The sequence below is a fragment of the Sphingobacterium tabacisoli genome, assembly GCF_017908035.1.
Lineage (GTDB): Bacteria > Bacteroidota > Bacteroidia > Sphingobacteriales > Sphingobacteriaceae > Sphingobacterium > Sphingobacterium tabacisoli.
This window is the reverse complement of record NZ_JAEQMU010000006.1, coordinates 75,488-96,385: the sequence shown is the minus strand read 5'-3', so window position 1 is coordinate 96,385 and position 20,898 is coordinate 75,488. Positions and strand designations below refer to the sequence as shown.

Sequence of the window (20,898 nt, the reverse complement as noted above, 5' to 3'; positions counted from 1 at the left end):
ATATTCTTAGTGGTTATAGATAGTGGACACTTTCGGTAAAATAGATATACAGATGAAGGCATTGTTAATCGTTGATATTCAAAATGATTTCCTTCCAGGAGGAGCACTTGAAGTCCCAAATGGAGACCAGATTATTGAAACAGTAAACAGTCTACAGTCCAAATACGACTTGGTTGTTGCAACACAGGATTGGCACCCCATCGCCCATAAAAGTTTTGCGTCCCAACATGTGGAGCATAATATTTTTGATCAGATCAATCTCAATGGTCTGGAGCAGGTATTATGGCCGGACCACTGTGTCCAAGGAACCAGAGGCGCCGAATTGGCCGATAGCCTTGATCAGACTAGGGTAGAAGCCGTGTTTCGGAAAGGAGTAGAGCCTTTGATAGATAGTTATAGTGGGTTTTACGACAATGGACGGCGTAAAAATGCCGGACTCCACGGCTATTTGCAGGATCGTAGTATTGCGGAAGTCCATATATGTGGACTAGCAGCAGATTTCTGTGTACATTTTACCGCAATGGACGCACTTAGTCTAGGGTATAGAACAGTTATCTTATCCAAGGCGACAAAGCCCATTAATAGAGAAGAATACATGGATAAAAAGCAAACTTTTATTCATGCGGGAGGGCTGTTTTTCTAGATTCTTTTTTTTCAGCGATAGCCTTTCCGCCAAATTGACGTAGATTATAGGTAAAGGATAGTAAAAAATAACGGTTTAGGGTATTCGATGTCACGTCCGAAATATTGTCGACATTGACCCGTCTGTTTACATTCTGTGCATTATTCAATAAGTCGAAACCTTTTAGTCCAAGCTCCCCATTTCTACGTTTGAAAAGCTTGTAACCTATTGAAGCGTTCCATAGCGTGGTCTCTATGCCGGGGGCTCCCATGATTCCACCGTTTAATAAATAGGTGAATTGAGACGAGAGCACGAGTTTCTTGAAAAGCTCCACAGTGATGTTATTATTCAACCGGTGTGTGAATACCTCATATTTTGGTAGCCTGCCCAATGGATTATGCGTGTATCTTCCATTGATATTATAACTCAGGCCTATGATATATTGCTTACTAAAGTTAGAGTTGAATCCAATGCTCTGTCCAAATCCATAAGAAGTACTATTAATCAGTTCCCCGTTATTCTCTGCGATGTCATTGTCAAAAAATAACCTAGTATTCGTGTGTAGATTAATCTTTAACGGCTTTATTGGGAGCCCATAGCTATTGTTGAGCTTGAAGCTGTAAGCACCGTTGACATTGATGGGAGTTGTGTATTGTCCGCCGGCACCTAGTAAAAACGAAGTGTCTTGAAAAATCAAAGTAGTGTCTCGGTTGGTGGTTATTACAGCATTCGTTATTTTATTGTTGATGTACTCAAAGTTCACGTTGGTAGTCAGTGTACGTCCCGATAGCTTATTCACATCCTTATATTGTAAGCGTAAGGTGTGTGCGTATTCTTGGTTTAGATCGGGGTTACCATTTGTGATGCGCAGCTCATTACTATTGTTGACAAAGTCCTGGAGTTGATTGATGTTTGGTGTATTTGTTTGGGTGTTATAGTTGAATTCAATATTTCTATCCTTCGAAAACTTATATGCCGTCGTGAATTCCGGTAGTAGGCTACTGAAGTCAGCCGTGGTTTTCAGGTCTATTGGGACAGTACGGTTATTCGTGCGGATACCATGTTGGTAATTAAGGCCTGCTTGGATGCGTAGCGCATCTTTTTTGTTGTACGAATACGATAGCCCAGCACTGTGGTAGTTGTAATCATTTCTAAATTCATTGGAAAGGCGTTCCCGTAATTTTCCCAGTTGTCCTGTCTCCGCCAAAAATTCAAACGTTTCTCGATTGGAATAGTTCGAGGTGTTCCGAAAGCTGTAGTTTGTCTGTAATCGGCTTTGGGCAGATAGCGCCTCCGTAAAGGATAGGCGGCTATTTATACCCGATCCATACCCTTCGGTCAAGCTGCGGTTGTTGTTCGTGTCAATGCGGCTCAATACTGGTTCGGTACCATCTAAGGTGCCGGACATTGATTTCTTGTAGTACGATGTGGTAGCTAGATTGAGAGCCAGTGCATCGTTGGTACTTTTATTCGCTGTTACGTTTAGCGAAAGCGATCGCCCCTTCTTGTTGAACCGATGCATATAGGTGAGAGAACCGCCGATATTGAAACTTTTGTTGTTACTGTCGCCCGACCGGATGGAGTGGTTGATTGGCTCCGTGCGGTTGCGGTTCGTTCGGCTATCAGAACTGTTCAATTTGTGGACTTCGGTATAGCTTAGGTTGGGAGAAAAGTCAATTCGGTTGGTCGAATCTAAGTTCCATTTTACCCGACCATTAAATTTATGCTCCTTGTTCAAGTCATCCGATAGCTGTTCTTGTGTTCTGAATTGATTGGCTTGTTTTTCACTTAGGTATTCTATATTCGACACCGTATTTGTTAATGTAGAGAGTGACCTGAAATTATAATCCCCGCTAACCTCCATTTTTTTATTGAGATACGTGTTCGTAAAGTTTAGCGCACCCGCGTAGGTTTCTGAAAGTCCCCGTTCCGTGTTGTTATTTCCGCGACGGTTACCGCCACGGCCCTGTTCTGCAAAATTAGTTTCATTAATATTGTTGGCCATAAGGTTGATTGCGTACTTTTTGTCGCCATCAAATGCATTTAAAGATACATTGATGCCGAATTTATCCCCATCTCCCTTTCCGCCGTTGATTTTACCAAAATAACCGTGTCGTTTGTCTGGCTTGGTGACGATGTTGATGATTTTATTCCGTTTGCCATCATCGAACCCTGAAAAGCGGGATTGTTCCGACTTTTCATCAATCAGCTGGATCTTTGCTATGATCTCAGCAGGCAGATTTTTTAAGGCAATACGCGGGTCCGAACTGAAGAACTCCTTGCCATCCACGATGACACGGGTCACTTTTTCTCCATGTGCCTCCACATTTCCCTCTTCATCGATCATTACACCAGGGATCTGAGCTACCAATTCGTCTGCTTCAGCATACTCCCGTGTAGAAAAATTCTTAGCGTCAAATTCCATGGTGTCACCTTTTAAGACAATGGCAGGAGAGGCAACGATCTCCACTTCTTCGATGGCGATTTCCGAAGGTTCGAGCCGAAAGAACAGATATACAGGTTTGCTGTCAATAGAAATTGACCTTGATTCGGATTTGAAACCAATGAAGTTGGTGCTGATGGTATAATCCCCCTTTTTAAGATTCTGCTGTGAAAACAAACCAGTTTCATTAGAAGAGAGCCTGATTGTAGCAGTGTCTTTGAGATTTACTATATGCAATGTCACACCAGATAGAGGCTTGGAGGTGGTCTTGTCCACAATGTTCCCAGATAGCCTATTCTGTGCGAACATCATCTGTAAGCCTGCTAGCAGCAATAATGCCGTACAGAAGTGTTTTAAAATATTTGGTCTCACAGGTTTGGTCTTTATACTTTTCGGGGCAATATTAAGTTTTTTATTCGTTAATTACTGTTACATTATGTTAAGGCTAAATGAATTAGTTGATTTGAATCCTGCTCATCATATAGCAGATGTTCTTTTTTTGTTTCGAACCGTTTTAAAATGACATTCGAGTTAAACCCTGCTATCGTATTCTGGGTCTAAAATCAATATCTTTGTGCTGTTCTAAACTGTTATATGAAGGAAACCACGTTAAGTAGAAAGGAGAAGATTTTGCAGACAGCATTGACCCTGTTTGCAGAAAACGGGTATGCGGCTACTTCTACTAAAGAAATCGCAGCCGCGGCTGGGGTGTCCGAAGCTTTAATTTTTAAGCATTTCGGGAATAAGGATGCCCTATTGGCGCATTTGATAAAATCCGGATACAGAAGGGTGTTACAGCATCATAGGGGAATGATGACCTATAAAAATGCAAAAGACTTTTTAAAGACAATGATATTTCTTCCAAGCAAACTCGTGGCCGACGAACCTTTGTTTTGGAAGCTACAAGAACGGCTGTCCCATACACCGTTTTCTAGGCAACAGCATGAGCAGTTCATGAAGCCTGTACATCCTATTATACAGCGCGCATTCGAAGAGTTAGGTTATAAAGAACCCGAGTTAGAAACACAGTTCATGCTTCTTATTATCGATATGTTATGGAAGAAAGAAGCTTGTGGTGATATTACGAATTCATTAGATTTGGCAATGATGCTAGAAGAAAAATACAATTTAGTGTGATGCGTTTTTATGCCGTATTTGTAAAAACTTTCTTGCATGATACTGCATTTATATATAAAAGTGTTATTTTAGAGCCTTAATTATAAAACAAATAATATGCTAAAGTCAATTATAACCAGTGCATTTTTGTGCGGTTTGACAATGGTAGGATTCGCACAGAAGAAACCAGCCTTTGTTCCTTTTATCAATCAGCAACACCAATGGGTGGACTCGGTTTTTAATAGTCTAACCCCCAAAGAACGTATTGGACAATTGTTTTTGGTACGTGCACATACCAATTTGGGACAAAAATATATCGATTCTGTGGCGACCGTGATCCAAAAAGAGCAACTTGGTGGATTGGTCGTTTTTCAGGGAGGTCCGGTACGTCATGTTGATATGTTTAACCAGTATCAAAAGCTTGCAAAAGTACCTCTGTTGATGACATTTGATGGCGAGTGGGGGTTAGGTATGCGTCTACCAGATTCTACACAATCCTTTCCTTATCAGATGACATTGGGAGCGATACAGGACAATAGTCTTATCTATGATATGGGCCGTGAAGTCGCAAAAGATTTTTTACGAATCGGAATGCATTTCAACTTTGCTCCAGTAGTAGATATCAATAATAATCCTAAAAATCCCGTTATTAACTTCCGCTCATTCGGAGATAATAAAGAGAATGTAACGCGCAAATCCAAGGCTTATATGGATGGGATGGTCGACGGAGGGATTATAGCTTCGTTGAAGCATTTTCCTGGGCATGGGGATACAGACGTAGATTCGCACCATGATCTGCCGCAACTTAATTTCTCTAAGAAGAGATTAGAAGAGTTAGAAATGTACCCTTTCAAAGAATTGATTAAGCAAGGGGCGCCAGCGGTGATGGTTGCACACATGAATATTCCAGCTTTAGATAACACTCCCAATATGCCATCTTCTATTTCCCGTAAGGTCGTTACAGATTTGCTTCGCAACGAGTTAGGGTTTAAGGGCCTTGCTGTGACTGATGCAATGGATATGAAAGGTGTTAAGAAATTTTTCCCCAATGGAGAAGCCGATGTAATGGCCATCGAAGCTGGGCACGATTTATTGGAAGTGTCTGAGAATAGTGGCCGTGCTATTGATCTCGTAGAAAAAGCAATCAAAAGTGGAAGAATTAAACAAGCTGAGCTTGATGCACGTGTCAAACGTGTATTGGCCGCTAAGTACTGGTTAGGGTTGAACAACTATCGTCCTACAAATCGTAATGGCTTAATCGAAGATTTGAACAGACCAGCGACTAAGTCTTTGATTCAGAGAATGGCAGATGCTTCCATTACGGTGTTGAAATCAAACAAGCGCATTCAATCCTTTGATTCTAAGCAAGAAACCGCTGTGGTCAGTATCGGTATAGACCAAGCTCAGGATTTCGAAAAAGGGTTAGGTCTACAGTTAACACAGGGAACAAACTATTATATTAAAGGTAATGAGACGGAAGAGCAATTAGATAGTTTAGTGAAAGTGATCAGAGAGCACAAACAAATCGTACTTGCTATACATGATAACCGTTCTCGTCCTCGTAGTGAGTTAGATGTGAAAGCTCCAGTGAAAAAATTCATTGATAAGATTGCAGGAAGACGTACTGTTACTGTGATGTTTACTAATCCTTATGCGATCAACTCTGTTGATGTAGCGCGCAGTGCATCTATAGTTGTAGCTTATCAGAATGATGATTTCATGCAACGTGCTGCATTGAAAGTGGTATTGAAACAGATTAAAGCAACGGGTAAATTACCTGTGACTATTAACAAGGAATTCTCCTACGGAAAAGGAGTATAATTCGTAAAGTAGTAAGGAGTGAAACCGTAAAATTGTCAAAAAGAAAGACAGTTTTACGGTTTTCTTCTTTTATCCTCTAACCTAATCTAACTTCCTAACTCCATCACTGCATAATTCCCATAACTCGATAACTTGTTAACACGATAACTTGTTAGCACAATCACTCGTTAACATGATAACTTACCTCCCTACCGAAAGAATTCCCAAAGGGCACACCTAAAAGCATCATAATGTAAACATTTTCTTCTTTTGTGAATGCTTCTTTTTATTTCATTCATATTAATGATAACTTTGAACCTGATTTATAAAATAGACTTAAGTTATCGTAATGGCACAAGAGCAAATTTCTGTATTTGATATGTTTAAAATAGGTATCGGACCTTCTAGTTCGCATACTTTGGGGCCTTGGAGAGCAGCGCAGCGTTTTGTGCAGAAACTTGTAGATACAGCCGTTTTCGAGAAGGTACAGCAGATCAATATTCTACTGTATGGTTCCTTGGCCAAAACAGGAGTAGGTCACGGAACAGATATTGCTGTTTTACTAGGACTTAGTGGAGATGATCCTGTGACTTTTGATGTATCACAAGTGATGCCAAAAGTGGAGAATATAAAAACTACCAATAAGCTTATTCTGGGCGGAAATCAGGAGATCGATTTTAGTTACGAAGAACAGCTTCTGTTCTTATTTGACCAGAGTTTACCTTTTCACCCTAATGCCGTTACTTTCCAGGCATTTTTGACCGATGGGAAAGCGATTTCAGAAACTTATTACTCTATTGGTGGCGGTTTTGTAGTGCAGGAAAATGATTCCGAGACGGTACTTTCCGAAGTCGATCTCGCTTTTCCGGTTGACTCTGCACAACAATTGATGAGTGCCTGTATGCGCACAGGATTGAAAATATCTGAAATTGTATTAGAAAACGAATGTGCATGGCGCCCGGAGTCAGAAACCAAAACCGGAATTTTACGTATTTTCCAGACCATAAAAGAATGTATCTATAAAGGTTGTCATACCGATGGCGTATTGCCAGGAGGGCTACATGTCGAACGTCGTGCCGCTAAGATGAACAAGCGCATGCTGAAGGGACGCGAGTACACAGACTATGACACCTGGATTGATGCTATCCGTCAGGGCGGAAAGGATTTTGGTTATATCTTAGACTGCGTGAGTTGTTTTGCACTTGCTGTGAACGAAGAAAATGCATCCTTTGGACGTGTTGTCACGGCGCCTACCAATGGAGCAGCAGGAGTTATACCAGCCGTACTTCAATACTACATTACTTTTCACGATGCTTATGATGACGACAAGGTCATACAGTTTATCGCTGCAGCTTCAGAGATCGGTTCTATTTTTAAGAAAAATGCGACGATTTCAGCGGCAATGGGAGGCTGTCAGGCGGAGATTGGAGTGTCATCAGCAATGGCTGCAGGCGCATTGACCGAATGTCTGGGTGGTTCGCAACGTCAGGTATTGATGGCCGCAGAAATCGCTATGGAGCATCATTTGGGACTTACCTGCGATCCGATCGGCGGATTGGTACAGATACCATGCATCGAACGTAATACCATGGGGGCGATTAAAGCTATTACAGCAGCTCAATTGGCGTTACAATCCAACCCCGATAAAGCAAAAGTTAGTCTAGATGCGGTAGTGTCTGCAATGTGGGAGACTGCTCAGGATATGAATGTCAAATACAAAGAAACAGCCGATGGTGGTTTGGCGGTAAAAGTACCGTTGAGCTTACCGGAGTGTTAATATAAAAAAAACTATATTTGCTCCATTGATACAATTATATGTCTAACCTGGAGCATTTATTGGATGAAGAGCTGTACGCTTTAATGTTGGAAGACAAGCGTGCAGCTTTTCATGTTATATATGAACGCTACAAGGCTGCGATGTTGATGTATGCAGCAAAGCGCGTGCCTCTAGAGATTGCCGAAGATCTCGTTCATGATGTTTTTATTCGCATCTGGAACAATCGTAACGAGATCGAAATCAGTGAAAAGTTTGCCGGTTATCTTTTTAAATCGCTGCGACATATAATTATTGATCACATGGCCAGAGACGCCAGTGCACAGAAATATCTGGATGCATTGAGTACATTTGCCGAAACCTATTCCATGGATAGGGCAGACGACAAGTTAAGAGAAGCACTCTTTCTCGAAGGGATCCAATTGTTGTTACAGCATTTCAATCCGCAGTACTTGGAGATATTCAAATTGCGTATAGAAGGGTATAGTAACCCCGAAATTGCAAAAAAACTAGGACTGTCCGAAAAAACTGTTCGAAACCAATACTCTATTATTCTAAAGTATCTAAAAGATAAATTGCCGTTCCTGCTTATTTTACTGTTGACAGCCAGATAGTCGTCCTCCAACGACAAAAAAATATTTTCTTTTTTCGGGACAATCTTTTCGCTATCCCGTTATAGTATATAGAGCGTTTGGTAAAAACCTCTAAAACTAATCAAATGAAAAAAACCGTTTACAATGATTCAACTTTGTCGATTTCTACTCCCAGCTGTATTTTGCTCGCTGTTTTTTTATTCTCAAGGGCAGGTTTTTGCGCCTTTCACCATAAATGGAGTAGGTAAATCGGGAGACGAGAAAGTTTACTTGATGTATTATGCCTTTGACGGAGACAATCAGATGATTGACTCTACTACAGTAACTAATGGTAAGTTTTCATTTCATGGGCAGATAGAAGGGCCGTGCTATGGAGGCGTATTGTTTGGCTCTGATTTTAATACAGCCTCGCAAAGATGGGCTGATAAAAAGAATATATGGTTTACCTTATTCAAAGGAGAAACGCTTATTTCTTTTGAAGACGGCAAAAACCAAATACTGGGTGCTAATTCTGGTTTGGAATCGGAGCGTGCTTTTGAAAAATTAAAGAAGGAGAGGGGAAAACATAATGCCTATCTGCTGCTGAAGGAATTTATCGCGGAACATCCAGATGATGTGTATAGTTTGTACAAGTTTAAAGAGTATGTAGGCCATAGTAAGAATTATGACGAAGCAATTGGTCTGTATAATCTACTGGGAGCAGATCTGCAGCATTCCAATGTAGGAACAAAATTAAGGCACCTCGTGGAGACTTTTAAAATAATGCCCGGCGTTACAGCGGAGAACTTCAGCCAAGAAACACCGGACGGTAGATCCATAAGTCTGGCCGATTATAGAGGCAAATACGTATTGATTGATTTTTGGGCGTCTTGGTGTGTACCCTGTCGTAACGAGAATCCTACGCTCGTGAAAGCTTACAATCGATTTAACGCCAATAATTTCGAAATATTGGGTGTTTCGCTGGATAATAAAAAGGAAAATTGGTTGGCTGCTATTGAGCAGGATGGCTTAAGCTGGGAGCACGTTTCCGATTTAAACGGCTGGAAAAACAAAGTAGCGATTCAATATGGAATAAGGGCTGTGCCTTCCAACTTCCTCATTGATCCCACAGGCAAGATTATTGCACAGAATCTAAGAGGAGAAGAGCTGCTCCAATTTTTAGAGAATATATTGAAAAAGTAGATTGCCAACTGGATGAAGATAGATAATGATATTCTGAAAAGATACGCAGAAGGAAAGTGTTCTTCGCGAGAAAAGGCATTGGTCGAACAATGGTTTGATCAGTACCAACGAGAAGGAGCAGGAGAGGTATCTGGAGAAAAGTTCTTGGAAAGACTGACATCGTTAGATCGTCGTATCCATGGTGTCAAAGTCAGATCGCTTTCCTATTGGAAGTGGGGAGCTGCGGCTGCTGTTTTGCTTGTTGGGATGTTGACTATGTTAAAGTTCAATTTTTTTCGAAGCGAAGAAGTTCAGTTTTTTGCATTAGAGGAAATTAAAGCCCCTCTCTCGTCCAACGCTATCGTCGTATTGGAGGATGATACCGAATATAGTTTAGACAGCATACGTGTAGGAGATACGCTGTCTGCAAAAGGATATTTGATTACCAAGTTGGCGACCGGAGAATTGCATTATATTACGCATGCAGGGGATACAGATGCCGTCGTTTACAATACATTGCGGACCAAATCCGGAGGTATTGCCTTTGTCAAACTGTCTGACGGTTCTTTGGTATGGTTGAATGCCAATTCCGAGTTGGTCTATCCGATAGATTTTAAGGGGAAGGAACGTGAGGTACAACTGAAAGGGGAGGGTTATTTCGAAGTAGCTAAGGTAAATACAGATGCTGGACAGCGAGAGCCATTCTATGTGAGAGGAGATGAGCAGAGCATAAAAGTCTTGGGAACTCGATTTAATGCCAACTTTACGGATGAGCATATAACCGCTTTGTTGGAAGGCCATGTAGCTATTGCAGATGAGGGGACCAGCGTCGGTGGTCCTAAAGATATTCAATATGCGACTCAATTGAAGGCCAATCAACTCTATCAACACGGAAAGGTCCGTACCGTGGATCATATTGAAAAGTATATCGACTGGAAGGAGGGGTATTTTGATCTGAATGGGTTGACACTATATGATCTGGCAACAAAGTTATCCAATTGGTATGGTGTGGAGATAACGGTTGACAGTGGGTTGGAAGGTCACCGTCTGTTTGGAGGAATTAACAGGAATAAAGATTTAAAAGAACTCTTGGAGTTGGTCGCTCAGACTTCTCCTATAGAGTTTTATTTAAAGAATAATAAAGTATATATCAACAAAGCTAACACTAACAAATAATCTAATCTGAATGAAGAAAAATTTTTACCGCTATAGCCTAAAAAACGGCTGGCGGGAGCTCCAAAAAGACATTGGAAGAGGGACTGCTATGCTTCTGTTTAGTGGGGTATTTATGGCAAATGTCTTAGGCGGTGCTCTTGCGCAGACTGTTACATTGAAAGAACAGAAAGCATCATTGCATCAGGTTCTAGAGAAAATCCGCAAACAGGCCAACGTAGACCTCATTGGTGATATGGCACTCCTAAAGGGAGCAAAGCCGCTTAGCATTGACATCAGGAATGGAGACCTCAAGGCTGTCCTGAAAGAAATATCGGCAAACCAACCTGTAGAGCTTTCCTTTCAGAACAATACAATCATTGTAAAGAAAAAAGCGACTGCTCCAGCAAAGACTGTCAGCAGTGTAGAGGCTGTACAACAGACAGCAGTTCAACAGGAGTATAGCTTAGTAGGTACGGTGACTGATGAGCAAGGCAAGCCACTAAAAGGTGTGTCCGTAAAATTACTTAACTCCAGCAATTGGGCGAGTACCACTGGAGAAGATGGTACATACTCCGTGCGGACAAATAAACAAGCACAGGTACAGTTTTCGATGTTGGGCTATGAACCTCAAACTGTAAAAGTCGATGGACGAAATCATATCAATATCATCCTCAGGCAAAAAGATAATGAGATTGAAGAGACGGTCGTGACAGGGTATACTAAGGTAAGACGAGAGAATTTTACTGGAGCTGCAACAGTGGTGACACGAAAAGAGTTAGAGAAATTTAACTCAAACAATATCTTCACCGTGTTACAGGCGCTTGACCCTTCCTTTAAAGTGGATGAGCGCGTAGATGTAGGATCTAACCCCAATGCATTGCCTCAGATTAATATCCGCGGTGTTTCCAGTGTAGGAGAATATTCCAACAGTAAACCGTTGATTATCATGGATGGGTTTGAGGTACCTATTACTACTTTGTATGATATAGATGTGAACCGTATTGAGTCTATTTCGATTCTGAAGGATGCCAGTTCGACGAGTCTATATGGCTCTAGAGGGGGGAATGGTGTTGTCGTTATCGAAACACGCTTGCCCAAGGATGGGAAGTTTACGGTGACTTATGATATGAAGCCCTCTTTCAGTATGGTTGATCTCTCGGATTATAATTTAATGAATGCCCGTGAAAAACTGGATTATGAAAAATTTGCTGGCCTTTATCGGTCGAAGGGTATAAATCCTGACTTTAATCATATTGAACAAGAGTTCTACGATAATCTCTTGACAACTCGAGAAAGAAACATACAAGCGGGAGTAGATACCTATTGGTTGAAGCAACCCGTCAGAAATACCTTTTCTGTCAATAACAGTTTACGTATGGAAGGTGGTGGTGCTGGAGTACGCTATAGTCTAGAGGGAAGTTACAACGATTTTAAAGGAGTGATGAAAGAATCTGGAAGGAAGAGAGGTAACGCCGGATTTACTTTGATATACCGTATTCCAGATGTTATCACTTTTAGAAATGTAGCTACTTATATGAATACCAAGGAGTATAATAGCCCATATGGTAGTTTTGCCGCCTATACGGAGCTCAACCCCTATGAACGAATTTATGATGCAAATGGAGATTACAATATTCGTTTTGGCGAACTGGGACCTTGGTATAGCTGGGGACCGACATTATTCAACCCCTTGTACAATGCCAGTCTAGGTTTTAAAAACGTAAATCTAACACAAACACTACAGAACAACACGATGGTGGACTGGTATATTTCACCCAATTTTATTCTACGAGGATCGGCGATGATGTCTCGCGCGACAATCCAAAGAGATAAATACACGTCCCCCTTTCATACCCAATACGCTAACATTGTTGATGCCAGTCAAAAAGGACAGTATGTATTCGGAAATGATGCGCAGACTAAGTTTGAAGGAAAACTCGATATGCAGTACTCTAATATGTTTGGAAAACATCAAATCGTTGCCAATGGGATAGCGGAGCTGCGTATGCAAAATGAGGAAGGTAACTCCGTGACGATGAATGGCTTCATCGATGATCGTTTTATGACACCACAAATGGCCTTACAGTATGCCGCAGGATCGTTGCCAGAGTCCACTTCGCGTCCTGTACGTTCGGTAGGGTTCTTGGGGTCACTTTTTTATACCTACGATAATCGGTATAATGTAAGTGGAACTTTACGATCCGATGGAGCATCCATCTATGGTTCGCAAAATCGCTTTGGTACATTTTGGAGTGCAGGTTTTTCTCATAATATGCACAATGAAGAATGGTTTAAAAATGACATTGTTACGCGGTTCAGATGGTATGTCAACACCGGTACTTCCAGTACGATTAATGACTTTAACGTAGGTATGGTCAGTACGTCTTATCGGTTCATAACAGGTAGCAATTATTATAATCAATATGCAGCTATATATTCAGGACAGGGAAATCCGGCAGTGAGATGGCCAGAGCAACAGGAAAAAAGTATCGGTGCAGATATAGGTGTATTAGGTGATTTTTTGAAGTTGAATGTTTCCGTCTATAATAAAACGACCAATAGAATGATATCCAAAACCACTGTTGCACCATCTTATGGCTTTGCAGATGATTATTTCTTCCAAAATCTCGGAAAGGTCCAGAATAAAGGAGTGGAGACAATGGCTAATATGAGAGTATTGAATAATACGGTAAAAGATATGAGTTGGTATATATCATTAGGTGTGGCTCAGAATCGAGGAACACTAAAGGAAATTTCCAATGAGTTGAGAATGATGAATGAATCCTTGGTAAAAAAAGATGAAAAAGGAAATGTTATCGCACCATCTAAGTACTACCAAGAAGGGGAATCTCTGAGTGTTATCCGAGCAGTCCCATCGCTCGGCATAGATCCGGCAAATGGTAGAGAGTTGTTCTTAGATCGTAATGGTAATGTAACCTATACTTGGCAAGCCAATAATCAAGTGGTCAGCGGAGATGAAGAACCAGATTTATTTGGATCGGTAGGTACGGCTTTTAATTATAAAGGTCTTTCGGTACAGCTTTATGGAAACTACTCCTTAGGGGGCGATACTTTTAATAAAACCTTAATGAACAAGATCGAAAACAACAATCCATATAAAAATGCAGATAAGCGTGTTTTAGAAGAGCGTTGGAAGCAGCCTGGAGATCAAGCACTATACAAGGCTATAGATGACCTTACGGCGACACAACCATCAAGCAGGTTTGTTCAAAAAGAATCGTTTCTAAGACTATCCAGTATTAATATAAACTATTCTTTTAGCAATGTAACCTTACAGAAATATAAATTAGAAAGGCTACGGTTGAATTTTTCCATGAATGACGCCTTTCGTTGGAGTACCGTTCGTATGGAAAGAGGTGTAGACTATCCTTATGCGCGTGAGTTTAATCTTGGTTTAATGATACAATTTTAACTGATGAAGAAAGTATTGATAGCAATCGCTCTGCTTGTAGGTTTAAGTAGTTGCGAAAAGTTTTTAAATGTAAACCCGATTAACAAGGCCTATGAGGAAGACCTATTCAAGGACAGGTCTGGTTTTGAAGCGGCATTGGGTGGTGCTTATGAATCGCTGGCAAGCGATACCTTGTACGGAAGGGATATGAAATATGGTCTCATGGAAACCTTGGTAGGTTCATATTCTTCGTTGAGTGCTGGACATAAATATTACAGACCCTCCAGATACGAATATAATTATGAGGAGTCGAAAAAGTTTATCAAGGAGATATGGTCTAAGTTTTATAAAACTATAAATCAGGTGAATGTAATCCTTAAGAACATTGACCATATTCAATCGGATCCAAACTATAATCTAGTAAAAGGAGAAGCTATTGGCTTAAGAGCATTTGCGCATTTCCAATTATTGAAACTGTTTGGACCTTCTTTCGCAAATGAAGGAAGCGCAGGTCTGGCAATTCCCTATAAGACGGAGGTTTCTTTTCAAGGTGTAAAGTTTTCTACCGCTAGTGAGGTGATCAAATTGTTGAAAAAAGATTTGATTGAGGCACGCGCGCTGCTTGAAAATGATCCGATCAGAACGCAAGGGAGAGGTGAAACGCAAGATCAATTCAACTATGAAAAATATAATAGCTTGATTGATTATAGAGTGATTCGGATGAACTATTATGCGATTATAGCATTACAAGCTATGGTCGCACAGTGGGAGGGGGATCTCGCTGCAGCAGGTACATTTGCGGAAGAATTAATTGCTGAGGTGGATAAATTGAAAAGTATCCGCTTAGCTATAAATACGGATTTTGCATACCTGGGTAACGTCCGGTTACCTATGGAAAGTGTTTTTGCATTGTTTACGAATAAGCTGGCAACCTATGTGCCAAAAAGCTTTGTAGCCTTGGAAAGTTCTACAAGTGCCGGCACCAGTCCGTATTTGTTTCCTAATTACAGCTGGTTGAATACTAACCTTTATAATAAGAGTGGATCGGGATCGACTAATGATAATCGGTTGACTAATTGGTTCAGTAGACCAAATACGAGTTATCCTTGGAAGTTGTCCAAATATCTGTTTGACTTTACAAAACCTTATACCGATAAATCGTATAAAATTTTTTATGAGAACAAGGTGATATCGCTGCATACCATATATATGATTGCCGCTGAGAGTTATGCCAGTACAAATCCGACAAAATCTTTTGCGTATTTGAACAAAGTTCGGAACGCAAGAAATATAACGACAGATCTTTCTTACACTTCAAGCACAACAGAGAAAGAGACAAAGGATTTGATTTTTGATGAAATGCGAAAAGAGAATATTGCTGAAGGGTATTTATTTACGGAGTATAAGCGACTCTTTAGAGCTATAGATCGTTCTCCCATAGTGCAGCCCAAGAAGGAAATATTTAACCTTCCGATTCCTGATGATGAATTATTGTTCAATCCTCAAAATTAAATAAGATGAAAAGTAACTTTATAATAACATGCCTTCTGCTGTTGACGATGGTAGCCTGTAAGGATAGCCATAATATGTTAGAATTTGACATAGCCGACAGTTATGTATATTTTGCTTTACCAGACGATAATACAAAATCTGTTGAGAGATATATCGACAGTACCTATTATAGCTTCTCATTAGATGAGAATATCACTATAACAGAAAAGGTATTAAAGATTCCTGTACATATAGGTGGTGCCGCTGCGGATAAGGATAGAATGTATGCCTTAGTAGTCGATGGAGCGTCGCAATATGATCCAGATATGATAAAATTGACATCGCCAGTTATCAAAGCAGGTAAATACAACGACACACTTTATGTGACGGTGAAGCGAGATCCGTATCTGTTGACAAATCAAATGGTATTACATCTGGGCCTTCAGGCAAATGATGACTTTAAAGTCGGTAATGTACACAATAGTACGATGAAAATAGTTGTCGATGATATCCTGAGAGAGCCCAAGTGGTGGAACACTTGGAAAAATTATTTTGGCCCATTTAAAAAAGAAGTCTTTCAAAAATGGATGCAGCTGTATTATCTTGGAGCGGACCCATCTCCTGAGTTGGGTGGTAATAATCCAGGGCCATTTTATTACTGGGACAATATGCCTTCGTATGCAAATGCGGATTCGTATCCAGTTACCTTTAATTATATAACAATATTAAAGCAGTTTTTTGAGAACAATGTAGTATATCCTAACGGAGATACAACGCAAGAGCGGATCTTATTGCCATAAGTATTGTCTTTTTTATTAAAATAAATGATGAACAGAAGTAAAGTTACATATATATTGGCCGCCCTGCTGCTATTGCTGGGGGGGTGTTCCAAAGATCTTGGTAATTATAATTACCAAGATGTGAATAAGATTGAGATTTCGGGAATATTAGAAGGAGATCACACTACAGATAGGATTTTCGAGATTCCTTATAAGGATACGCTGACAGTGAATCCTTCCGTGGTCGGTACCTTATCTCAAAGTGATATGAGTAATCTGGAATTTAGTTGGATGGTAGATTCGGTTAAAGTAACAGCAAGCAAAGACTTGGTGTATGTTGCCGATAAACGGTATGGTAGAATCAACGCAGAATTTTCTGTTTTAGATAAATCAACAGGACTCACTACCAAATATAACTGTTTCTTCAACGTAGTAAACCCTTATAAATGGGGGTACTATGCATTGACAGAAGACAAGGAGTATAACGCAGCTATATATTGTCTGTCGACAATCAGTAAATCACCTAAGTGGGAATCTATATTTATGCCAACCTATCCCGATCTGGGTAAAAATCCGATAACATTAAGTGGAAGGAAGCAATACGGTTCTTCTGCAAGTGACTTCTATAATATCCTGACGCTAGGAGTTAAGGATGCGATTAATCCGGTTGTGGTTATCGACTCTAGAGAGTTTACGCCGACATTGTTTTATAGCTCATCCAGTTATTTGGGTACGGGCAGTTTTGTTTTTAAGCCAACCCAGGTAGTGACGGACCCCCTTGATAAGATGGTATATGTTGTCAATAATGGCAAGTTCCATGTTTTACAACAAGGAGTTATTCCTATTGGTGCATTCGAGCAGTCGGATTATGAGATTGCCCCCAATGGTATTGCCACTCCTTTTAGATATGGAAAATACTTTATGAGTATTTACGACCAAAAAAACAAGAAAATCAGGGTTTGGGGCAATGGGATGTCTGGAAATAGCTTTGCATATACCCATGATTATGAAAATATACCAGGCATAAGTCTTCCCGATGGAAAGGAATTCTTGGCTTGTAGTTTCGCAGGTATACCTTCGATAAATCAAATATACCTGTTTAGAGATGGTGATAACTTAACATCATATCGATTGGATTATGATGCTTCTTATGCGCCCAGTCAGTTGGTCATGCAAGCGACTGGATCAATGCCTGCTGCTGGTAATATAGGTTACGTATTCTACGACATTATGACCGATGTTTGGTATATGACAGTAGATAATACCATTTATTCCGCATCCTATATGGGTGTTCAGTTTCAAAAGTTTTTATCCCTGCCCGCTTCTGAAAAAGGAAGTATTGTTAAGTTTAAGGCTTTCGACGGCAAGATTATGGTCGCGGTCAATGATTCATCTGCTGCAAAGCCGGGATCTATTTATATTTATAATGCAAAAACAATGCAATTAGAGCAATCCTTTCCAAATATCTTGGATAAAATTGTGGATGTGCACCTTGGTATTTTAGAGAATTAATAGGTATAAGCATGATTTGTTAAAGTGAATTTATGCTTTTATAAGCTGCTATTCGGTTATTTCAAGTCGGAACAAAAGCCTTAGCCTAACAAGCTAAGGCTTTTTTCTTTACTTTTGTGAGTATGAAATACTCATGTTTAGCGAAGCACAAACACCCATGAGTATTCCGTATGGCCATTAAAGAAAAAATTAAATACATATGAAATATCTATGTAGCAGAACTGCACAAACACTACTGATGTAATTTGGATATTCCATATGACAGATAAAAGACAAATTAAATACATATGAAATATGCCGCAATAGCTTCAGGGTCGAACGGGAACTGCTACTATGTAGCCAAGGGAGAGGATGTCGTATTGGTTGATATAGGGATCAATACCAAGCATGTGGAGCTGCGTATGGCCAAGTTGGGTTTATCTCCTGCTGGGATCAAGGCTATTTTCATTACCCACGAACATGGTGACCATATCCGGGGACTCTCGGTATTCTGTAAGCGGTACCAAATACCGGTCTATCTGACAGAAGGAACATACAAAGGAACCAAGCTGAGGTTACCAGAGCATTTGGTACATATCATCCATGCGGATGCGCGAACCGCCGTCGGAGATCTGACAGTAATCGGTATTCCGAAGTATCACGATGCCAAAGAGCCTTGTAGCTTTGTGGTTACGGATGGTACGACCAATGTATCCATCTTAACTGACTTAGGGCGAGGTTGTGACAATGTGAAGCATGTCATAAAGCACTCAGATGTATTGTTGTTGGAGTCTAACTATGACGAGGAGATGTTGCGTACAGGGCGTTATTCTTATTACCTCAAAAATAGGATCAGCTCCGGTTGGGGCCATATATCCAATAGAGAAGCACTGGAGTTGTTGTTAGAAAACAGAAGCCCACGACTCCGGCACCTGATCCTAGGACACCTGTCTGGAGAGAATAATACCGTGGATATCGTTGAGCAGACCTTTGCACCACATTGTGAAGAAATTGAGCTGTCCATTGCGCTACGGACGGAAGAAACACCACTGTACGAATACGTGCCGGCCATGCAGACTATATCCAGGTTTGTGTATGTAGAACAGCAGATAACGTTGACACAGTTTTAAAAAAGTCCCCAATAAGTTTTAACTTTGCACGGTCATTTTCAACGCAATATGTTAAAACAACAAACATTTCGGAAGCGTGTCATTCGTTACAACTATTTCAAGCTTTTTCTTTCCGTCGTCCTTGTTAGTCTAATATCCTGTATATTGGCTTTTAGTCTAAAGCATCTGACCGAGTTTTTTCAACACTATATCTATCATTATATTCAAGGGCAACAGGCCGCTCTATTTATTCTGTTGCCATCAATTGGAATTACCAGTATCTACTTTCTGCGTAAGTATGTTTTTCAGAATCGTAAGAACAAAGGAATTAAGGAGATCTATACCACATTAGAAACGCGAAAAGATCACCTGCCGTTCTTTAAGATTCCGTCTCATTTTATCAATGGTTTTTTAACCGTCATCTTTGGTGGATCGACCGGAGTGGAGGTGTCTACGGTGGTCGCTACCGCGACAGTAGGCAATCAAGCGTATAAGCGGATACATTCTGCTTGGGCGTTTAAGACCGAGCTGATCTGTGCTGCGGTTACGGCCGGGGTTACCGTACTGTTTGGAAGTGGCATAGGCGGTCTGCTCTTTGCTTTTGAAGTCATCGCACGCCGGTTCAGCAAAACACTTTTGTTCAGTGGTATGGTGTCGATGATTTTAGCCTATGCATTCGTCTGTTTTTTTTATAGTAAGCCGATCTTACCTTTTGAGGTGACACACTGGAACTTATCAGCCTTGCCCTATATATTGCTATTAGCGATATTGGGAGGGGTGTTAGCGCTTTATTTTACCAAGTTGGTCATCTATGCGAAACATTATTTCGGTACAATCAAAAGCAACTTTATCCGGGTCAATCTGGGGGCGATAACGTTAGGTGCTTTAATATTCTTCCTGCCTCAGCTCTATGGCGACAGCTATGCTGGTCTGCATGAATTGCTCACCTGGGGCCAGCTCCATCCGATGAGCCAACTGACATGGCTGCCTTTAATACTATTGCTATTTCTTAAGCCGCTGGCCGCATCATTGACACTGGGCGCTGGTGGAGACGGAGGCGTCTTTGCACCGAGTATCGTTGCGGGAGCCTTCTTGGGGATGTTATTTGCCCAGCTGTGCAACCATTGGTTCGGTACAGAGTTAATCCTGCTTAATTTTGCACTGTTTGGTGCTGTGGCGATGCTTTCTGCCGCTATACATGCACCGTTTGCGGCTTTGTTTATCATCATGAGTGTAGTACCTAATGGTATTCAATTGTTTATCCCTTTATTGATCGCCAGTTTTATTGCTAAAGTCTTTGCCAAATGGGTATACCCTTATAATGTATATACCTATAAAGAGGAACATTCCTTATCTTTACCTACTGGATTTCCTCTGAAGCAATGAAAACCTATAGCGGATATAGCGACGAATACCTGTTCTCCTTGGTTCAAAATGGAGATAATGCCGCTTTTGATGTGCTTTACGAACGCTTTTTTCCTTTATTATATGTACATGCCCTTCGCAAGTTAGACGATGCACAGGAAGCCAAGGATCTGGTCCAGGACACATTTACAGCTTTATATCAGAAAAGAGAGATCATTGGAGAGTTACAGAATTTTTCCGGATACCTATATGTCTCGTTAAAGAACAACATTCTAAATTTCTTAGAAAAGAAAAATGTACGTAGCAGCTATTTAGAAACTTTGGATCAGCAGCAAAGCTACAGCTCCGTTGAGGGGTATATGTTTGAAAAAGAGTTGAAAGCGCAGATCGAGGAGGGAATAGACCTTCTTCCTGAGAAGATGCGACTGGTGTTTGAGTTGAGCCGATTTGAACATCTTAGCCACAGGGAAATAGGCGAACAGCTTAATATCTCCGATAAAACGGTAAAAAGACAGATTGTTAATGCCTTGAAAATCATACGATCCAAAATAAATTTACTTTTTTTCTAAAAATCTCTACACCCCCTG

The 20,898-nt window shown here is 40.7% G+C and carries 15 protein-coding genes; 14 read left to right on the top strand and 1 reads right to left on the bottom strand.

Going from position 1 to position 20,898, the window contains the following annotated elements; genetic code table 11:
* Positions 1-52 precede the first annotated feature (52 nt).
* A complete protein-coding gene (pncA, locus tag JKG64_RS19160; protein ID WP_210355879.1) occupies positions 53-643 on the top strand; it encodes a bifunctional nicotinamidase/pyrazinamidase in 591 nt (196 codons plus the stop codon).
* Here the strand turns inward: pncA and JKG64_RS19155 are convergent.
* Complete coding sequence (locus JKG64_RS19155; RefSeq protein WP_210355878.1) at positions 615-3,437, bottom strand: outer membrane beta-barrel protein; 2,823 nt, start codon at positions 3,435-3,437, stop codon at positions 615-617. The two genes, pncA and JKG64_RS19155, sit on opposite strands and share 29 nt — an antisense overlap.
* Positions 3,438-3,659: 222 nt before the next feature.
* Between JKG64_RS19155 and JKG64_RS19150 the strand changes: the two genes are divergently transcribed.
* The 13 genes from JKG64_RS19150 (at position 3,660) to JKG64_RS19090 (ending at position 20,880) form a co-directional block, all read left to right on the top strand.
* Positions 3,660-4,202, top strand: coding sequence for a TetR/AcrR family transcriptional regulator (locus JKG64_RS19150; protein ID WP_210355877.1), 543 nt, complete (start codon positions 3,660-3,662; stop codon positions 4,200-4,202).
* A 96-nt stretch (positions 4,203-4,298) separates the two neighbouring features.
* Entirely contained in the window at positions 4,299-6,002 is a 1,704-nt protein-coding gene (locus tag JKG64_RS19145; protein WP_210355876.1) for a glycoside hydrolase family 3 protein, read from the top strand.
* Positions 6,003-6,330: 328 nt separating this feature from the next.
* Positions 6,331-7,758, top strand: coding sequence for an L-serine ammonia-lyase (locus tag JKG64_RS19140; RefSeq protein WP_210355875.1), 1,428 nt, complete (start codon positions 6,331-6,333; stop codon positions 7,756-7,758).
* Between the two features lie 38 nt (positions 7,759-7,796).
* Positions 7,797-8,369, top strand: coding sequence for an RNA polymerase sigma factor (locus tag JKG64_RS19135; protein WP_210355874.1), 573 nt, complete (start codon positions 7,797-7,799; stop codon positions 8,367-8,369).
* Between the two features lie 123 nt (positions 8,370-8,492).
* On the top strand, positions 8,493-9,530 hold the full coding sequence (locus tag JKG64_RS19130; protein WP_210355873.1) for a TlpA disulfide reductase family protein: 1,038 nt from the start codon (positions 8,493-8,495) through the stop codon (positions 9,528-9,530).
* Positions 9,531-9,542: 12 nt separating this feature from the next.
* Positions 9,543-10,685 (top strand): FecR family protein, encoded by a 1,143-nt coding sequence (locus JKG64_RS19125; protein ID WP_210355872.1) that lies wholly within the window; start codon positions 9,543-9,545, stop codon positions 10,683-10,685.
* A 10-nt stretch (positions 10,686-10,695) separates the two neighbouring features.
* A complete protein-coding gene (locus tag JKG64_RS19120; protein WP_210355871.1) occupies positions 10,696-14,097 on the top strand; it encodes a SusC/RagA family TonB-linked outer membrane protein in 3,402 nt (1,133 codons plus the stop codon).
* A gap of 3 nt (positions 14,098-14,100) precedes the next feature.
* Positions 14,101-15,588, top strand: a complete 1,488-nt coding sequence (locus JKG64_RS19115; RefSeq protein ID WP_210355870.1) for a RagB/SusD family nutrient uptake outer membrane protein — start codon at positions 14,101-14,103, stop codon at positions 15,586-15,588.
* Between the two features lie 5 nt (positions 15,589-15,593).
* The gene (locus JKG64_RS19110) at positions 15,594-16,367 is read left to right on the top strand and encodes a DUF4843 domain-containing protein (protein WP_210355869.1); all 774 of its coding nucleotides are present in this window, start codon (positions 15,594-15,596) and stop codon (positions 16,365-16,367) included.
* A gap of 24 nt (positions 16,368-16,391) precedes the next feature.
* Positions 16,392-17,858, top strand: a complete 1,467-nt coding sequence (locus JKG64_RS19105; RefSeq protein WP_210355868.1) for a PKD-like family lipoprotein — start codon at positions 16,392-16,394, stop codon at positions 17,856-17,858.
* Between the two features lie 287 nt (positions 17,859-18,145).
* The gene (locus JKG64_RS19100) at positions 18,146-18,967 is read left to right on the top strand and encodes an MBL fold metallo-hydrolase (protein WP_210355867.1); all 822 of its coding nucleotides are present in this window, start codon (positions 18,146-18,148) and stop codon (positions 18,965-18,967) included.
* Between the two features lie 48 nt (positions 18,968-19,015).
* Positions 19,016-20,332, top strand: a complete 1,317-nt coding sequence (locus tag JKG64_RS19095) for a chloride channel protein (protein WP_210355866.1) — start codon at positions 19,016-19,018, stop codon at positions 20,330-20,332.
* Complete coding sequence (locus tag JKG64_RS19090) at positions 20,329-20,880, top strand: RNA polymerase sigma-70 factor (RefSeq protein WP_210355865.1); 552 nt, start codon at positions 20,329-20,331, stop codon at positions 20,878-20,880. Before JKG64_RS19095 ends, JKG64_RS19090 begins: the two co-directional genes overlap by 4 nt.
* The last annotated feature ends 18 nt before the right edge of the window (positions 20,881-20,898 follow it).